15 protein-coding genes and 1 pseudogene are annotated in these 14,998 nt (G+C 32.0%); 9 read left to right on the forward strand and 7 right to left on the reverse strand.

Going from position 1 to position 14,998, the window contains the following annotated elements:
• Position 1: 1 nt before the first annotated feature.
• The 3 genes from G8C41_RS10005 to G8C41_RS10015 all read left to right on the forward strand — a co-directional run bounded on the left by G8C41_RS10005 (position 2) and on the right by G8C41_RS10015 (position 3,310).
• Positions 2-829, forward strand: a complete 828-nt coding sequence (locus G8C41_RS10005; RefSeq protein ID WP_166007618.1) for a tetratricopeptide repeat protein — start codon at positions 2-4, stop codon at positions 827-829.
• The gene (locus tag G8C41_RS10010; protein WP_166005735.1) at positions 829-2,655 is read left to right on the forward strand and encodes a BatD family protein; all 1,827 of its coding nucleotides are present in this window, start codon (positions 829-831) and stop codon (positions 2,653-2,655) included. The genes G8C41_RS10005 and G8C41_RS10010 overlap by 1 nt, the downstream gene beginning before the upstream one ends.
• Before the next feature lie 61 nt (positions 2,656-2,716).
• The gene (locus G8C41_RS10015) at positions 2,717-3,310 is read left to right on the forward strand and encodes a MarC family protein (RefSeq protein WP_105296814.1); all 594 of its coding nucleotides are present in this window, start codon (positions 2,717-2,719) and stop codon (positions 3,308-3,310) included.
• A 236-nt stretch (positions 3,311-3,546) separates the two neighbouring features.
• Here G8C41_RS10015 and rnpA read toward each other — a convergent pair whose 3' ends face one another.
• Positions 3,547-3,918, reverse strand: a complete 372-nt coding sequence (gene rnpA / locus G8C41_RS10020) for a ribonuclease P protein component (RefSeq protein WP_166005736.1) — start codon at positions 3,916-3,918, stop codon at positions 3,547-3,549.
• Positions 3,919-4,074: 156 nt separating this feature from the next.
• Here rnpA and G8C41_RS10025 point away from each other — a divergent pair, with 156 nt between their 5' ends.
• From G8C41_RS10025 to G8C41_RS10035, 3 genes are all read left to right on the forward strand, one after another.
• On the forward strand, positions 4,075-4,488 hold the full coding sequence (locus G8C41_RS10025) for a BrxA/BrxB family bacilliredoxin (RefSeq protein ID WP_160541676.1): 414 nt from the start codon (positions 4,075-4,077) through the stop codon (positions 4,486-4,488).
• Position 4,489: 1 nt separating this feature from the next.
• Positions 4,490-4,816, forward strand: a complete 327-nt coding sequence (locus G8C41_RS10030) for an SUF system Fe-S cluster assembly protein (protein ID WP_160568858.1) — start codon at positions 4,490-4,492, stop codon at positions 4,814-4,816.
• A gap of 265 nt (positions 4,817-5,081) precedes the next feature.
• Positions 5,082-5,783, forward strand: a complete 702-nt coding sequence (locus tag G8C41_RS10035; protein ID WP_166005737.1) for an RsmE family RNA methyltransferase — start codon at positions 5,082-5,084, stop codon at positions 5,781-5,783.
• Positions 5,784-5,873: 90 nt separating this feature from the next.
• Here the strand turns inward: G8C41_RS10035 and G8C41_RS10040 are convergent, their stop codons facing one another.
• Positions 5,874-7,118 carry a 3-deoxy-D-manno-octulosonic acid transferase gene (locus G8C41_RS10040; protein ID WP_255466941.1) on the reverse strand — a complete coding sequence of 415 codons (1,245 nt, stop codon included), beginning with the start codon at positions 7,116-7,118 and terminating at the stop codon, positions 5,874-5,876.
• A 163-nt stretch (positions 7,119-7,281) separates the two neighbouring features.
• The gene (gene proS, locus G8C41_RS10045) at positions 7,282-8,754 is read right to left on the reverse strand and encodes a proline--tRNA ligase (RefSeq protein ID WP_410488971.1); all 1,473 of its coding nucleotides are present in this window, start codon (positions 8,752-8,754) and stop codon (positions 7,282-7,284) included.
• Positions 8,755-8,929: 175 nt separating this feature from the next.
• On the opposite strand from proS, the gene G8C41_RS10050 reads away from it, so the two are divergent.
• Together G8C41_RS10050 and G8C41_RS10055 are read left to right on the forward strand one after the other, a co-directional pair.
• Positions 8,930-10,300 carry a hypothetical protein gene (locus tag G8C41_RS10050; protein WP_166005738.1) on the forward strand — a complete coding sequence of 457 codons (1,371 nt, stop codon included), beginning with the start codon at positions 8,930-8,932 and terminating at the stop codon, positions 10,298-10,300.
• A gap of 21 nt (positions 10,301-10,321) precedes the next feature.
• Positions 10,322-11,755 carry an OmpP1/FadL family transporter gene (locus G8C41_RS10055; RefSeq protein WP_166007620.1) on the forward strand — a complete coding sequence of 478 codons (1,434 nt, stop codon included), beginning with the start codon at positions 10,322-10,324 and terminating at the stop codon, positions 11,753-11,755.
• A gap of 33 nt (positions 11,756-11,788) precedes the next feature.
• Here the strand turns inward: G8C41_RS10055 and mscL are convergent, their stop codons facing one another.
• The 4 genes and pseudogenes from mscL to G8C41_RS10245 all read right to left on the reverse strand — a co-directional run bounded on the left by mscL (position 11,789) and on the right by G8C41_RS10245 (position 14,436).
• The gene (gene mscL, locus G8C41_RS10060) at positions 11,789-12,193 is read right to left on the reverse strand and encodes a large-conductance mechanosensitive channel protein MscL (RefSeq protein WP_166007622.1); all 405 of its coding nucleotides are present in this window, start codon (positions 12,191-12,193) and stop codon (positions 11,789-11,791) included.
• Positions 12,194-12,640: 447 nt separating this feature from the next.
• Positions 12,641-13,063: a DNA topoisomerase gene (locus G8C41_RS10235; RefSeq protein WP_410488972.1), complete on the reverse strand. Its 423-nt coding sequence runs from the start codon at positions 13,061-13,063 to the stop codon at positions 12,641-12,643.
• Positions 13,060-14,117, reverse strand: a pseudogene (locus G8C41_RS10240) (DNA topoisomerase). Before G8C41_RS10240 ends, G8C41_RS10235 begins: the two are co-directional and overlap by 4 nt.
• Before the next feature lie 181 nt (positions 14,118-14,298).
• Entirely contained in the window at positions 14,299-14,436 is a 138-nt protein-coding gene (locus G8C41_RS10245) for a hypothetical protein (RefSeq protein ID WP_410488973.1), read from the reverse strand.
• Positions 14,437-14,657: 221 nt separating this feature from the next.
• On the opposite strand from G8C41_RS10245, the gene G8C41_RS10070 reads away from it, so the two are divergent.
• Positions 14,658-14,855 carry an ATP-binding cassette domain-containing protein gene (locus tag G8C41_RS10070; protein WP_166007624.1) on the forward strand — a complete coding sequence of 66 codons (198 nt, stop codon included), beginning with the start codon at positions 14,658-14,660 and terminating at the stop codon, positions 14,853-14,855.
• Positions 14,856-14,998 lie beyond the last annotated feature (143 nt).

Consider the following 14,998-nt stretch of genomic DNA (forward strand, 5'->3'; position numbering starts at 1 on the left):
AATGTATTTAAAAAATAAATATTTAGTTATAATTTTTATTTCACTAATAAATATTTTTCAAGCTCAGACGAAAGCATCAAGAAAGCATTTATTAGAGGGTAATAATAAATATTTGGCTGAATCTTATAAAGATGCAGCAGCTAATTATTTATATTCGATACAAGACGGAGAAGATTCATATAGATCTAATTACAATTTAGGAAATGCCATGTATAAACTAAAAAAATATGATGACGCATTGATTCAATATGAAAAATCACTCCAATTGGCAGCAAATCAGTCGGAAAAAGCCAATGCTTTATTCAATATGGGAAACAGCTATTTTCAAAAAGGAGAATATGAAAGAGCAGCCGAAGCGTTTAAAAATACTTTGAAATTAAATCCGAAAGATGATAAGGCGAGGTATAATTATACGATGTCAAAACAAAAAGTAAAAGAAGCTCAACAAAAACATGAGGAGCAAAATTCCAAAGATCAAGATAAGAACCAAGGAGATAAAGAAGATAAAAAGGATAATTCTCAGCAAAATGGAAATGATCTACTGAATTCATCCAATGCTAAAGAAGATAAAACTGATAATTCAACCGATAAAAAAGATAAAGATAATTCTTTAAATAATAAAGAAACACAGCCCAATAAAAATGAAAAAAATTCAATAAACAATCAGAAATCACAAGCTGATACAAATAATGCTAATCTGTCAGATGCCTCTAATCAACATTATGAAAATATTTTAGGAGCAATGGAAGAACAAGAAAAAAGAGCGCATCAAAAGATTATTAATAAAAGAGCTAATTCAAATCAAGGACAAAGTAGCAAAGATTGGTGATGAAGAAATATGTAATACTCTTTTTACTTATCTTTTTAAGCGGAATTTGGGCAAAAGCTCAGGTTTCTTTTCAACTCATACCCCAAAAAAATGAGGTAGGAGTCAATGAGCCTGTACGCCTACAATTTTTACTTTCCATTAAAAATGAAGAAATTAAAAATATGGGGCGTTTAAAATTACCTTCTTTTTCTAATACGCAGGTAATTGGCAGGCAGGTAATTCAGAACCAAGGCTTTGATGATGAAGGGAACAGTGTTTTCGAATATGGAATTGAAATTATATTAAGAGCTGTTAAAAAAGTGAATATCCGTATAGATGCCGCACAAATAACTGTTAATAATAGGAAATATGAGACCAAGCCCACCGTAATAACTGTGTCAGGAAATTCTAGTGGAAGTGAAGATGACACAGCTTTTAATTCAAAATTGGGTGAAGTATTTCTTAAATTTAAAGTATCAGAAAAGAATCCGTATCAAAATGAAGGGGTAGTTGCTAATTTAAAATTTTATACTCGAAGGATTGAATTACTCAATAGTATGACCAATCTGGTTTCTCCGGATTGGCAGGGGGTATTTGTACAGCCGGTAAAAGAAAGAAGCCATACCTACGAACAGGAAATAATTAATGGAGAATCCTATTTTTCAAGAGTTATAGGGACTTATGTTATGTTTCCAACTCAATCGGGAACCCTTGTCATAAATCCGTTTACCTTAACATTAACAATTCCGGATGGATTTTTTGATGAACACGATTTAAATATAAAATCTGCACCGGTTACATTACAAGTTAAGAGACTTCCTGATAATGCTCCAAAAGATTTTCATGGGCTGGTAGGTCAATTTACTATGAGAGCTTCAGCAAACAAAAAAGATTTACAAGCAGAAGAAGCAGTAACTGTAAATGTAGAAATAAATGGTAAGGGAAATCTTACGCTTCTTAAATCCCCCGGACTTCTAATGTCTGATGATATAGAACAATATACCCCTAAAAGTAAATTTGATTCAGAGGCAACCGTACAAGGGATAAAAGGAAAATTAAATACATCTACCATATTAGTTCCTCAAAAAGAAGGTACTTACAATATAAATGTAGAATCAATTAGCTATTTTGATCCCATAGATGAGAAATATAAAAGTTTAATTGTACAACCAATTCCCATTAAAGTATCAGGAAATACTTTAGCAAAAAATGATGAAAAAACCGGTACAGTCATCAAAAAGGACACAAGTGATGTCAACCAATATGATCCCAAATCTGCTATTAAAAATAAGGTCACCGAAGTATTGAAAAGAGACCATAACAGCTTAGGAAAAATATTGATAATTATATTATTTACAGGAGTTATATCAATTATAGTTATTCTGGTAATTTGTATATTAATAATAAAAAGAAATAAAAAAAATAAGCTAAAAAAACAAGAAGAAGAACAATCGTTTGATTCATTAAATAAAGAAAAAAAATTTACATCACGTAATTTACCTTATACAAGCTCTAACATTACTAATGATTTTAAAAATGAATTATCACAATTAAATCATTTAGCACAAGAAGGAACAGATAAAAAAGAATTTTACATTCTTTTGGAAAAGACTTTGATAGAAGCAGCAAAACAATATTTAAATTTAGAAAAAGATAGTTTTGTTTCTACTTCAGACTTAGAAGATGAATTAGCTCAGAGATTAGGAGATGAAATTTCAGAAGAATGGAAGAATATGGTTATTCAATCTCAAATTGAACGATATTCAAGCGTAACAGAACAAGAATCCCTAGAATCTGTGTATACAAAAGCTAAAGACTTAATTAAGAAATTAAATATAAAAAAATAGAGCGCCTAAAAACTTTTTAGGAAATTTAATTAACAAAATTCTTTAAAAATATAATTTTACTATGCCTTTACATTTTTCTATCCAGGAAATAGCAAGTTGTTTTATGGTTTTATTTGCCATTATAGATATTTTTGGCAGTGTTCCCGTAATAGTAAGCATAAAAAGTAAAGTCGGTTATCTTCAGGCTAAAAAAACAACATTGGTAGCTTGTGCAATCATGATATCCTTTTTGTTCGTTGGTGATAAATTACTAAAACTTATAGGAATTGATGTATATTCATTTGCTGTAGCAGGTGCTTTAGTTTTATTTGTTATTGCACTGGAAATGATTTTGGGCATTGAAATTAATAAAATCGATGAGCCGCATTCTGCTTCCATAATTCCTTTAGCATTTCCATTAATAGCAGGAGCAGGAGCTTTAACCGCCGTATTGGCTTTAAAAGCAGAATATCATACGGAAAATATAATCATAGCCATACTCCTTAATATGGTAGTCGTATATTTAGTATTAAGATATTCGGGTAAATTAGAACAAATTTTAGGACAAGGAGTAATTTCAATTATGAAAAAAGTTTTCGGTATTATCTTATTAGCTATTTCCATTAAGTTATTTACTGCAAACATAACCTCTTTGTTAGAAAAAGTATCTCCTTAAAAAATAAGATCTCATTTTGTATATTTGTAAAAATATAAAGATGAAATATTTTTTAAATCTTACTCTTTTAGCTTTTGTCCTCTTAATAATTTTTAATGCAACGCGAATTAATTATAGTTACGGGATAACTACCGATCCAAACGATAAATATTTTTATTCAATTTTATTTGCTATTGTAGGCATTTTAATAGTATTCATAATAAAAGGACTAAAAAAATTATCCCAAACCAAATAAATTAATCTGAAAATTTAATTTTTTCAAGCAATTTCAAATAACAGCTCTCCAATTCTTTATAGGCAGGTATTTTTTTGTCTTTACCATTATAGACAATCATTAGTAAATGAGATGTTGTAAAAGTGTTGTTTAGCTCATTTTTATGCAAGCGGAAACATTCACGCAAAAGTCTTTTTACCCGATTTCTATCCACTGCATGTTTAAAAATTTTTTTAGAAACGGACACTCCAACCTTATGGGTTTCCAAAAATTCAGGAGAAGGACAATAAACCATAGCTAAAGGATATTTTTTATTCCACGTCCCTTTTTCAAACAAATATTTAATAAGCTTATATCCTTTTAAATGTTCTTCTTTCGTATACTTTTGGTTCATATAATATGCATTTCATCACAATACCATTCCCAAAGATGATATTATTGAGACTTTTGATTACATAAAATTTCAAGAAATGTTTTGTCAAAGATAGGGCATTTGTAATAATCATAAACATTAATTAATTTTGTATAACAATAAAAACTAATATAAAATATGTATCCAGAAGAAATGGTTGCGCCAATGAAAGCGCAATTAACAAATAAAGGTTTTGAAGATTTAAACACATCAGAAAAAGTAGAAGAAGCATTAAAAAGACCCGGTACAACCTTATTAATAATTAATTCCGTTTGTGGATGTGCTGCCGGAGGAGCTCGTCCCGGAGTAATATTATCTGTAGAAGGCGAAGGAAAAAAACCGGATCATTTAACTACTTCATTTGCAGGATTTGATGTGGATGCAGTTAAAACCGCTAGAGAACATCTTGCCCCTTTTCCACCTTCATCTCCGTCCATAGCACTTTTTAAAGATGGAGAATTGGTTCATTTTCTAGAAAGACATCATATTGAAGGTCATTCTCCTGAAATAATTGCTGAAAATTTAAAACAAGCATACGCTGAATTTTGCTAACATGTCTTTAAACGAAGAACAAATACAATCTCTGTCAGAAAAAATCGTTGAAAAATTAAAAACGGTTTACGATCCTGAAATTCCCGTGGATGTTTATGAACTAGGATTGATTTATGATATTCAGATTAGTACAGAAGGAGACGTGGAAATATTGATGACCTTGACAACCCCTAATTGTCCCGTGGCAGAAACATTACCCATGGAAGTAGAAGAAAAAATCAGTGCTATAGATGAAGTAAAAGAAGTAAATGTAAAAATTACTTTCGAACCAACTTGGGATAAAGATATGATGAGCGAAGAAGCTAAATTTAATTTAGGACTTTTATAGCATCATAAGACAAAAGCTAAGTAACTAAACTCTAGTAAGTAAATGATAGTAAAGGACAGATCAAATTATATTAATCTGTCCTTTTTTCCTAAATTTAAAAAGTAGTGGAATTGAATAAATTTAAGTGATAATAGAAAAGTGAAATTTGAGATTATGTTGAAATTGAAGCAAATGGTTAAAAAATTTATACAACTTTAACTCAATAAATACTATCATCTCAATTCACCGGTAAATAATTACATTTGTTAAATATAAGATTGATCTCATGAGATTATTTATAGGAGAGATATATCCGAATGAAGTGCAACTAAGGGAAGAAGAAGAACACCATATAGTAAGAGTGTTGCGATTGAAAGAAGGAGATATGGTCTATGTGACCAATGGAAAAGGAGCATTAATAAAAGGACAATTACAAATAACAGGAAAGAAAGTTAAGGTTCAAATAATTGAAACTTTTCCCCATTCAAATAGTGGGCAAAATGGATTACATATTGCTATTGCTCCAACTAAAAATATAGACAGATTTGAGTTTTTTGTAGAAAAAGCAGTTGAATTAGGAGTATCTAAAATTACTCCACTTTTATGTACTAATTCAGAGAGAAAGGTTTTAAATACGGAAAAAATCAAGAAACAAATTGAAACCGCCTGTAAACAATCTTTGAGAATAAATTTTCCTGAACTCTATCCATTAACTCCTTTGAAGGATTTTATACAATCTTCGAAAACAAAATTATACCTTACCCATTGTTATAAAGAATATGAGAAGATCACTTTAAACGAAACGTTAAACAGAGAAAAAGAAATAACCTTAATGGTTGGACCGGAAGGAGATTTTTCTAAAAAAGAAGTAGAAGAGCTTTATTCTTTAGGCTCTATAGGGGTTAGTTTAGGAGAGAATCGTTTGAGGACAGAAACTGCCGGAATTTTCATTGCTTCCAGTTATTATTTTTTTCACAACCAACCATAAACAGAATCATTAAAATTTATATGATCAATTTTTTATTGACTATAATTTTAAATAAAATGTTATGACCTATAAAATTAAGTTTTAAGTCAATTATTGTAAGTGAACCAAATAATCAACAATAATTTGAACCGAATCAGGTTTACTAAAGACATATTCGCGAGCTCTTTCACCCATTCTATATCTTTTATTTGTATCTGTAAGTAATTCAACGAGTACTTCATTAAATTCATTTTGATTGTGAATTACTTTTGCTCCTCCATACTGGATTAATTCTACGGCCTCGATAAATTTATCATAAATGGGTCCGAATAAAACTGGAGAAGCAAAAACGGCCGGCTCCAATACGTTGTGTACCCCTTCTTTACCAAATGCACCTCCCACATAAGAAATATCGGCATAGGAATAAACTTTCGTCAATATACCAACCGTATCTAAAATTAATACTTGATAGTCTGCAGGATGGGTGTGACTTAATTCTGAAAATAATACCGTTTTAGGTAATAACTCCGCTTTTAATTTCTGAAAATATTCATGATTCATATTATGTGGAGCTATAAGTATCTTACAATTCATAAAGAAAGAAGAATTAATAAAGTTTTTTAACAGCGTATCATCTTCTTTCCACGTACTTCCTGCAACAATTAAGGTATTGGTTCCTTTAAACAAAGACAACCAGCTTAAGTGGTTATTCTGTTTACTTAACATTTTAACTCTGTCAAAACGTGTATCCCCTGAAACCGTTACTTGTTGAATGCCGATGGAATTCAATAATTTTTTTGAATTTTCATCCTGTACAAAAAAATGAGTTACTTTCTTTAAAATCGATACAAACCATTTTCCGTTAGGCTTAAAATATATCTGGTCTTGACGAAAAATACTTGAGATAAATAAAGTAGGTATTTTTTTTGCCGCAAGTGCTTGCAATATATGATACCAAAAATCATATTTTACAAAAATAGCATAGCTTGGATGTAAGAGTTCAATTAACTGATGGGCATTTGATGGAGTATCTAAGGGAATGTAAAATATAAGATCTGCTATACAATTATTTTTAACCACTTCATATCCGGAAGGAGAAAAAAAACTAAGAGCAAATTTATGTTTTGGAAATTTTTTCTTTAAAGCAGTTAACACAGGAAGTCCTTGTTCATATTCACCAAGAGATGATGCATGCATCCAAATCACTTGATCCGTTGGTGAAATTTTATTTTGTATTTCCGAGAAGACATGAGTCCTTCCTTGTACCCAAAGTCTTGCTTTAGGATGAAATAAAGAAGCAATCTTCATTCCTGCTCCCATAAGTTTAATGCCGAAAGAATATAAAAATGAATTCAAAATTTATCTGTTACTGTTATTTAAAATTTAACTTTTTTCAAGACTCTAGTTTAAAAAGAATTGCCTTAATTCAATTAAGGCAATTTTTATTCATATTTGAGTTGAAAAATAAATTAATATTTGGAAATAGTACAAATATCTTTTCGATAAAAAGTACTATTGATTAGTAAGCTCTCGCAAATAAGACTCTTCTTTTGGAAGGATTCCCTGAATATATACATATTCCCTCTTCCTCTTTAGCATCTAAAGGGATGCAACGAATGGTTGCTTTCGTTTCAGCTTTTATTTTTTCTTCTACTTCTAACGAACCATCCCAATGAGCAGAAATAAATCCGCCTTTTTCGTCCAATACTTTTTTAAATTCCTCGTAAGAATTTACTTCGGTAATTAAAGAATCTCTGTGTGATTTCGCTTTATTGAAAATATTTTGTTGAATTTCTTTCAATAAATCTTGAATGTGTTCAGCTAAACCATCTACAGAATGTTGATGCTTTTCTAAAGTATCTCTTCGAGCTATTTCAACTTGTTTATTTTCAAGATCCTTAGGGCCAATGGTAACCCGAACCGGTATGCCTTTTAACTCATATTCATTAAATTTCCAACCCGGTTTATATTCAGTTCTATCATCAAATTTAACACTAATTCCCAACTTTTTAAGTTGAGAGATAAGTGTATCTGCTAATTCAGAAATTGCATTTAATTGTTCGTCATTTCTATGAATAGGTACAATAACTACTTGGATTGGAGCTATATTGGGAGGAAGTACTAATCCATGGTCATCGGAATGAGACATGATTAAAGCTCCGATAAGACGGGTAGATACTCCCCAAGAGGTAGCCCAAACATATTCTTGTTTACCCTCTTTTGATTGATATTTCACATCAAATGCTTTGGCAAAATTCTGACCTAAAAAATGAGAAGTTCCGGCTTGTAACGCTTTACCGTCTTGCATCATAGCTTCAATACAATAAGTTTCTTCAGCACCTGCAAATCTTTCCGCAGGAGATTTTACCCCTTGAATTACAGGAATACCCATAAAGTTTTCAACAAAATCGGTATAAACATTTAACATTCTTTCAGCTTCTTCAATAGCCTCTTCTTTGGATACATGGGCAGTGTGTCCTTCTTGCCATAAAAATTCAGCAGTTCTTAAAAACAATCGGGTTCTCATTTCCCAACGAACTACATTAGCCCATTGATTAATTAAAATAGGTAAATCCCTATGAGATTTAATCCAGTTTTTATAAGTATTCCAAATTATGGTTTCAGAAGTTGGCCGAACAATCAATTCTTCCTCCAATTTGGCATCCGGGTCAACAATCACTCCCTTTCCGTCAGGAGAATTTTTTAATCGATAATGAGTAACTACAGCACATTCTTTGGCAAAACCTTCCACATGATCCGATTCTTTAGACAGATAAGATTTGGGAATAAACAAAGGAAAATAGGCATTTTCATGTCCGGTATCTTTAAACATCTGATCCAATTGTCGTTGCATTTTTTCCCAAATAGCATATCCATAAGGTTTTATAACCATACATCCTCTAACCCCGGAATTTTCAGCCATATCGGCTTTTATTACCAGTTCGTTATACCATTTACTGTAATCTTCTTCTCTTGATGTAAGTGTTGCCATAATGCTTTTCTACTGTTTTTAAACTTTCTGTAATTATAACTGTCATAATTCTTAAGATACTTTGTCACATTACTATTGCAGCAAAATAGGTATTTCTTAATTGGTACGACTTTTGCGAATTTAAAATGATTCAAGAACAAAATTATAATAAATATATAAACTACTAAAAAATATCATGAAGAATATCAGTTGTAATTTAGGACGAGTTTTCATGAAAGTTGGTACTCTCTTATGGGTGTCGGTTTTTTTAACATCATGTTATGTCGGCCAATCTTCATATGCCGGTGAGGATAGTGTATATTATTCAAATAAGACTCGAAAAAATAATAAACAAAAGTCTTATGATTACGTATATGATGAGGGTACAAGCTCATCCAATTCATATTCAGACAGTCAAGTAAGAATAGGTAAAAAATATATTGATCCAAATTCTAATGCCAGTGATTTATTATACGATGATGATTATAACAAAAGTGATGCTTCTTCCAATACTGTTTATCGCTACAGTGATGAAATCAATCAATCTTATTCCAATAATAATAGCAGAGACGGTTGGGGAGATGATGGCGGAACTGTAGTTAATAATTATTATTACGGAGGTTACAGTCCTTATTATTCCTATTATTGGGGCGCACCCTATTGGGGATGGAGAAGTTATTGGAGTCCCTATTATGGATGGAATTGGGGCGTTTCAGTAGGCTGGGGCTGGGGATGGTCCGGTTGGGGATGGGATTATCCTTCATATTGGGGTCCATCTTGGGGTTGGAATTATCCGGGTTATTGGAGGCCTCATCACCATTATTGGGATAATGGTTGGTGTTGTTCAAGATATTATGCTAATTACGGATCAAGATCTTCTTATTTGAATAGTTCAAGAGGAAACTCATATATTTCAAGATCTTACGGAACGTCTCGTTCAAGACAAATACAAGACATTCAAAGACAAAATAGTAGAAATACCATCATTTCGGGAAGCCGAAGTAATGGGATAAGTAATTCAAGAATCAATAGAGGTTCTACATCTACTATTTCAAGAAACAATGAAAGTGGAAGAAACGGTTCAATTATAGGCGGCTCAAGAGCTAATGCAGCAGTTGTTACTCCCGAAAATTCAAGAAATAATTCCGGAGCTGTAATTGGAGGCTCAAGAAATAATACGATAACTAATTCAGAAGGCTCTAGATCCACCGGAGTAATTAGAGGTTCCCGAAATAGTATAGGTACATTGGAAGGATCAAGAAATCAAGTGGGGATTGGAAATTCCGGAAACGGAAGAGAATCATCCAATTCAGGAACTATAAGAGGGTCTAGAAACAGTACGGGAATTATAGGTGGATCCAGAAATTACGAATCAGGTTCTTCTAGAATATCTTCACCAAACTATCAAACACCAAGTTCAAGCAGTCGTGAAAGTTCTCGCGGATCTATAATTGGAGGAGGTAATCGAGGCTTTGGAGGAGGTTCCATAAGTAGTGGCAGCCGTGGCGGCTTTGGAGGAGGCTCCCTGGGAGGTGGTCGCGGAGGCGTTATAGGTGGTAGAAGATAATATAATAATATAACTCAAATTATGAACAAGAAATTATTATACGGTTTTATCCTTTCATCCATGGTTTTGATAGGTAAATCACAAACCAATAGATTTTATCCCAATGATGTATCTGATGCTTTTAGTATTTTTGGTGATAATTCCAATAATACAACAGGTACTGCTAGATATATAGGTATGGGGGGATCTATGGGGGCTTTAGGAGGTGATCTTAGTGCCGTAGAAACAAACCCTGCCGGTCTAGGTATTTTTAGAAATTCTGTAGCGAATATTTCAATGAGTATCTTATCTAATAAAAATAAAGCTACTATGGGCAACGGAGTAAATTCCAATACCGATACCAATTTTAATGTTCCCGGTGCCGGAGTTGCATTGGCTTTAGGTGATGAAGCAGACTTATTTAAAGTAAACGTTGGAGTAAACTTTTCTTATCAAAGAGTAGATAACGACGTAAACTTTTCCAGAAATACCAAATTAAATTATTTATATCCTAATAAAGATAATGTAGATCAACTTTATGAAATGGTCAATTATGATCAGTATACCAATGGATATAAATCAAAAATGAAATTCAGTTTGGCAACCAATTACATGGATAGATTATATTTCGGTATTGGATTAGATTGGCATTATTTAAATATTGATCGCAATTCTGAATATGGTCATAGAAACACAGTAGATGGGGAATATATGAAATTCAATGAGCAATTAACGCCTTATAGTCAAGAAGCCAACGGTTTCGGATTAAATGTGGGGGTAATCGGTAAAATTACACCTGAGATTCGTTTAGGGGCTGCCTATCATTCTCCTATTTGGTGGTCTGATATGGATGATTACCGATGGATATATGGATACGATGATAAAGGACAATTCGTAGAAGATTATGTTTATTATGATCATTATAAAAATGTATCTCCCGGAAAATTGGTATTAAGTGGCGCTTTTGCTTCCAATATCGTCGATGATGATAATTCCTTGGCCTTTAATTTTGATTTTATTAATTACTTTAATAAAGACATGGAATTTAAAGGAGATGTTGACTATAGGTTAAATAATAATTTTGTTAATGACTACGTAAGAAATTCACAAGAATACCGCGCAGGTATTGAGTACAGGTTTAGAGAACTTAAATTACGCGCCGGTTACGCTTATGCATCTTCTCCTGTAAAAAGTAATTCTATATCAGGAATATGGGATACAAACAGTGATCCTGTATTTGTGAAAAATTACTTAGCAGGTGAAAAAATAAATTGTCTTTTGGAGCCGGATATGATATGGTCAATTTTTGTGGACCTAGGATATCAGTATATTAAAACAGATTATCGCACGACCCTTTCCGGTGACTTTTATACGGTAAGTGGATCCAATCTTGCAATAAGTTTAGATAAACCGTATTTAGGAAAAGTTAATAATATCCAAAATAATTTTGTATTAACTTTGGGTATGAGGTTTTAAAAATATATTCACAATAAAAAATCCTAACTTTTGTTAGGATTTTTTTTTATTTATTTTGAGTAAATCTCTGATTTCAGTTAATAATTCTTCTTGAGAAGGTGGTTTAGGCGTGTTATCTTGTTCTTTTTTCTCTTCGTCTTTCTTATTAAGTCTATTGATCACTTTTATCATCATAAATAAACAAAAAGCAATAATTAAAAATGATAGACAAGTGGATAAAAAGTTACCATATTTAATAGCTGTTCCCGGAATGGTTAATTTAGCCAAATCGGTCAAATCAGCCATCTTTAATGCAGGAGTGAGAACAAGAGGGGTGATAATATCTTCAACTAAAGACGTGATAATCTGGTTAAATGCGCCCCCGATAATTACACCGACAGCCATGTCAACCACATTTCCCCTTAGGGCAAATTCTTTAAATTCTTTTATTAAACTCATAAATAATAATTTTAATTATAATTGCAAAAATAAATTAAATTTCAAATTAACATAATATATGCTGATTGGGTTAGGTTTCAAATACTATTCCGAAATTTTCATCAAATAATAAAATACCGTCCCTTTTCTCCTGAGATTCGGGAACTGTAAATCCTTTTATTTTTGTTGTCTTACCTTTACCTATAGATCGGATATTTGTTTAAAGTTAATTTTTTGCCCGAATATTTCAAAAGGTATAGTAAAACTGCAATTTTTAAAATCGGAACAGCCGTAAGCAGATTTTCCTTTGATCAATTTATGAGTTTTTACATTTTGGACAAAATAAATCTTCTACAGGTCGTAGGGGTGTGGTTTGCTTTTTAGATTTTTCGTTTATTTCAGTATTTTTTTTCTCTTGTATGGATATTCGTCTGTATTGACAGTTTTTAACTTCTTGGGTCAGGTCGGTTACATTTCGATAAGTTCCTTTTTAAAAAGATCGGAAGAATATTCCCCTTTTTCAATGAGTCTGAGTTTTTTTTTCCCAGAGACCTGTAAGCTCCACGCTTTTAAAAATTTCGCTTTGTACGTGTCGATCAGATCCATTCCCGTTGAGGTGGCATAAATTTTTTTTTTTTTCTCGATATACTTTCTGTGTAGTAAAGTTTCAATAATATTTGCTCGAGTAGAAGGACGTCCAATACCATTATCTTTCATTACTTCCCTCATCTCTTCATCATCTACTTGTTTACCGGCGGTTTCCATACTTCTTAATAAAGTAGCCTCGGTGAAATATTTAGGAGGTGTAGTTTTTCCTTGATGAATGAATGGATCGTGAGGACCGCTTTCTCCAACTTCAAAAACCGGAATTAAATTTTCCTCTTTTTTCATTTTTTTTTATCTTTTTCATAGATGATTCTCCATCCCGGTTCCAAAATTTGTTTACCGCTTGCTTTAAAAGGTACTTCACCAACTTTTGAAGTTACCAAAGTATTGGAAATTTTACATTCAGGATAAAATACAGCAATAAATCTTCGGGCAACAAGATCATAAATCTTTTTTTCATCAGTCGAGATACCTTCGGGTAAAATATCGGTAGGTATAATAGCATGATGATCCGTAACTTTAGTGTCATCGAAAACAGCTTTCGATTTTGGTATCGGATTTTCTAAAAGAGGAGCAATAAGATTTTCATAATATTTCATGCCGGAAAGAATTCCGTGGATCTTAGGATATAAGTCTTCCGAAAGATAAGTGGTATCAACCCGAGGATAGGTAACGAATTTCTTTTCATAGAGGCTTTGAATGTATTTTAAAGTATTATCAGCAGAATAACCGTACTTTTTATTTGCCTTTACTTGTAGAGAAGTCAAATCAAATAAACGAGGATTCTTTTCTTTTCCCTCTTTCTTCTCGAAAGAAACTATTTCAAAAGGATATTTCTGTAAATATTCTAATCCTTTTTTAGCTCGGTCTTCGCTTTTCAATCGGTCGATATCAGCAATGAATTCCACATTCTTATATATGGTTTTTAATTCCCAGTATTCCTCAACAACAAAGAATCAATTTCTTTTTGCCGTTGAACAATCATTGCCAACGTTGGCGTTTGAACTCTACCGATTGATAATAAGGTTTTATTTATGGCAAATTTTTTAGTAAAAAGTCGGGTAGCATTTATTCCCAAAAGCCAATCACCGATTGCGCGGGCACTTCCGGCAGCATATAAATTTTCATATTGGGAAGAATCCTTAAGGTTTTCAAATCCCTCTTTTATAGACTGTTCTGTCAGAGATGATATCCATAATCGTTTTACGGGAACTTTACATTTTGCTTTAAGCAATACCCACCGTTGGATCAATTCACCTTCCTGTCCGGCATCCCCGCAATTGATTACCTCTTCACATTCAGCAACCAGGCTTTCTATTACTTTGAATTGTTTTTCCACCCTTTGTTGGAAATAAGCTTAATCCCAAAATTAGACGGTATGATAGGAAGGTCTTCCAAATACCAATACTTCCAGTTCGGGTTATAATCATGAGGCTCTTTTAACGTACACAAATGACCAAAAGTCCAGGTAACTTGATAACCGTTTCCCTGGTAAAATCCGTCTTTTCTCTCTTTTGCCCCTACAATTGAGCAATATCTTTAGCGACGCTTGGTTTTTCAGCTATACATACAATCATTACTGATGGAAGGATTTTTCTGCAAAATTGCAATTTTTTAAGTATACTAAGTAATTCTTTTAAAAAAGGTCGGATTATCATTTGAATAATTTATGATTTGAAAACAATATTTGACACTAATTATAAAAATTAATTCAAAATTTTGTCCAAGAACAGTTAAAACCGCATTAAATTTATAGTAAAATAAATAAAAGTTTAAAAGATGTTTTTAGCATTAATAGTTTAAATTTGTGAAATTATGCTTAATCCAGTATCATTTGTAGCATTGAATCATAATCAGAGAATTTTACAAATAAATCTATATGTTAGAAGTTAAGAATCTATGTTTTTCATACACTAAAGATAAAAAAATAATTGAATCTCTTTCTTTCTCTTTAAAGCAAGGAAATATGCTGGCACTTGTAGGAGAAAGTGGAAGCGGTAAAAGTACCATTTTAAAGTTAGTTTATGGTTTGTTGGAATGGGAGAGTGGAGAAGTTATTTATAGAGGAAAAAATTAGCAGGATTTAAAGGAAATTTAGTTCCCGGAGAACCTGAATTTAAATATTTGGAACAAGATTTCGGGCTTATGCCCTATGCAACCGTTGGAGAAAATGTGGGTAAATTTCTCTCTAATATAGATTTGAAAGAAAAGCAAAACAGA

It is taken from the genome of Apibacter sp. B3706, from assembly GCF_011082725.1.
GTDB lineage: Bacteria > Bacteroidota > Bacteroidia > Flavobacteriales > Weeksellaceae > Apibacter.

Excerpts from the sequence above, each read along its gene's own strand:
- G8C41_RS10005 (WP_166007618.1), top strand. The coding sequence starts at position 2 with ATGTATTTAAAAAATAAATATTTAGTTATAATTTTTATTTCACTAATA.
- G8C41_RS10010 (WP_166005735.1), top strand. The coding sequence starts at position 829 with ATGAAGAAATATGTAATACTCTTTTTACTTATCTTTTTAAGCGGAATT.
- G8C41_RS10015 (WP_105296814.1), top strand. The coding sequence starts at position 2,717 with ATGCCTTTACATTTTTCTATCCAGGAAATAGCAAGTTGTTTTATGGTT.
- rnpA (WP_166005736.1), bottom strand. The coding sequence starts at position 3,918 with ATGAACCAAAAGTATACGAAAGAAGAACATTTAAAAGGATATAAGCTT.
- G8C41_RS10025 (WP_160541676.1), top strand. The coding sequence starts at position 4,075 with ATGTATCCAGAAGAAATGGTTGCGCCAATGAAAGCGCAATTAACAAAT.
- G8C41_RS10030 (WP_160568858.1), top strand. The coding sequence starts at position 4,490 with ATGTCTTTAAACGAAGAACAAATACAATCTCTGTCAGAAAAAATCGTT.
- G8C41_RS10035 (WP_166005737.1), top strand. The coding sequence starts at position 5,082 with ATGAGATTATTTATAGGAGAGATATATCCGAATGAAGTGCAACTAAGG.
- proS (WP_410488971.1), bottom strand. The coding sequence starts at position 8,754 with ATGGCAACACTTACATCAAGAGAAGAAGATTACAGTAAATGGTATAAC.
- G8C41_RS10050 (WP_166005738.1), top strand. The coding sequence starts at position 8,930 with ATGAAGAATATCAGTTGTAATTTAGGACGAGTTTTCATGAAAGTTGGT.
- G8C41_RS10055 (WP_166007620.1), top strand. The coding sequence starts at position 10,322 with ATGAACAAGAAATTATTATACGGTTTTATCCTTTCATCCATGGTTTTG.
- mscL (WP_166007622.1), bottom strand. The coding sequence starts at position 12,193 with ATGAGTTTAATAAAAGAATTTAAAGAATTTGCCCTAAGGGGAAATGTG.
- G8C41_RS10235 (WP_410488972.1), bottom strand. The coding sequence starts at position 13,063 with ATGAAAAAAGAGGAAAATTTAATTCCGGTTTTTGAAGTTGGAGAAAGC.
- G8C41_RS10245 (WP_410488973.1), bottom strand. The coding sequence starts at position 14,436 with ATGATAATCCGACCTTTTTTAAAAGAATTACTTAGTATACTTAAAAAA.
- G8C41_RS10070 (WP_166007624.1), top strand. The coding sequence starts at position 14,658 with ATGTTAGAAGTTAAGAATCTATGTTTTTCATACACTAAAGATAAAAAA.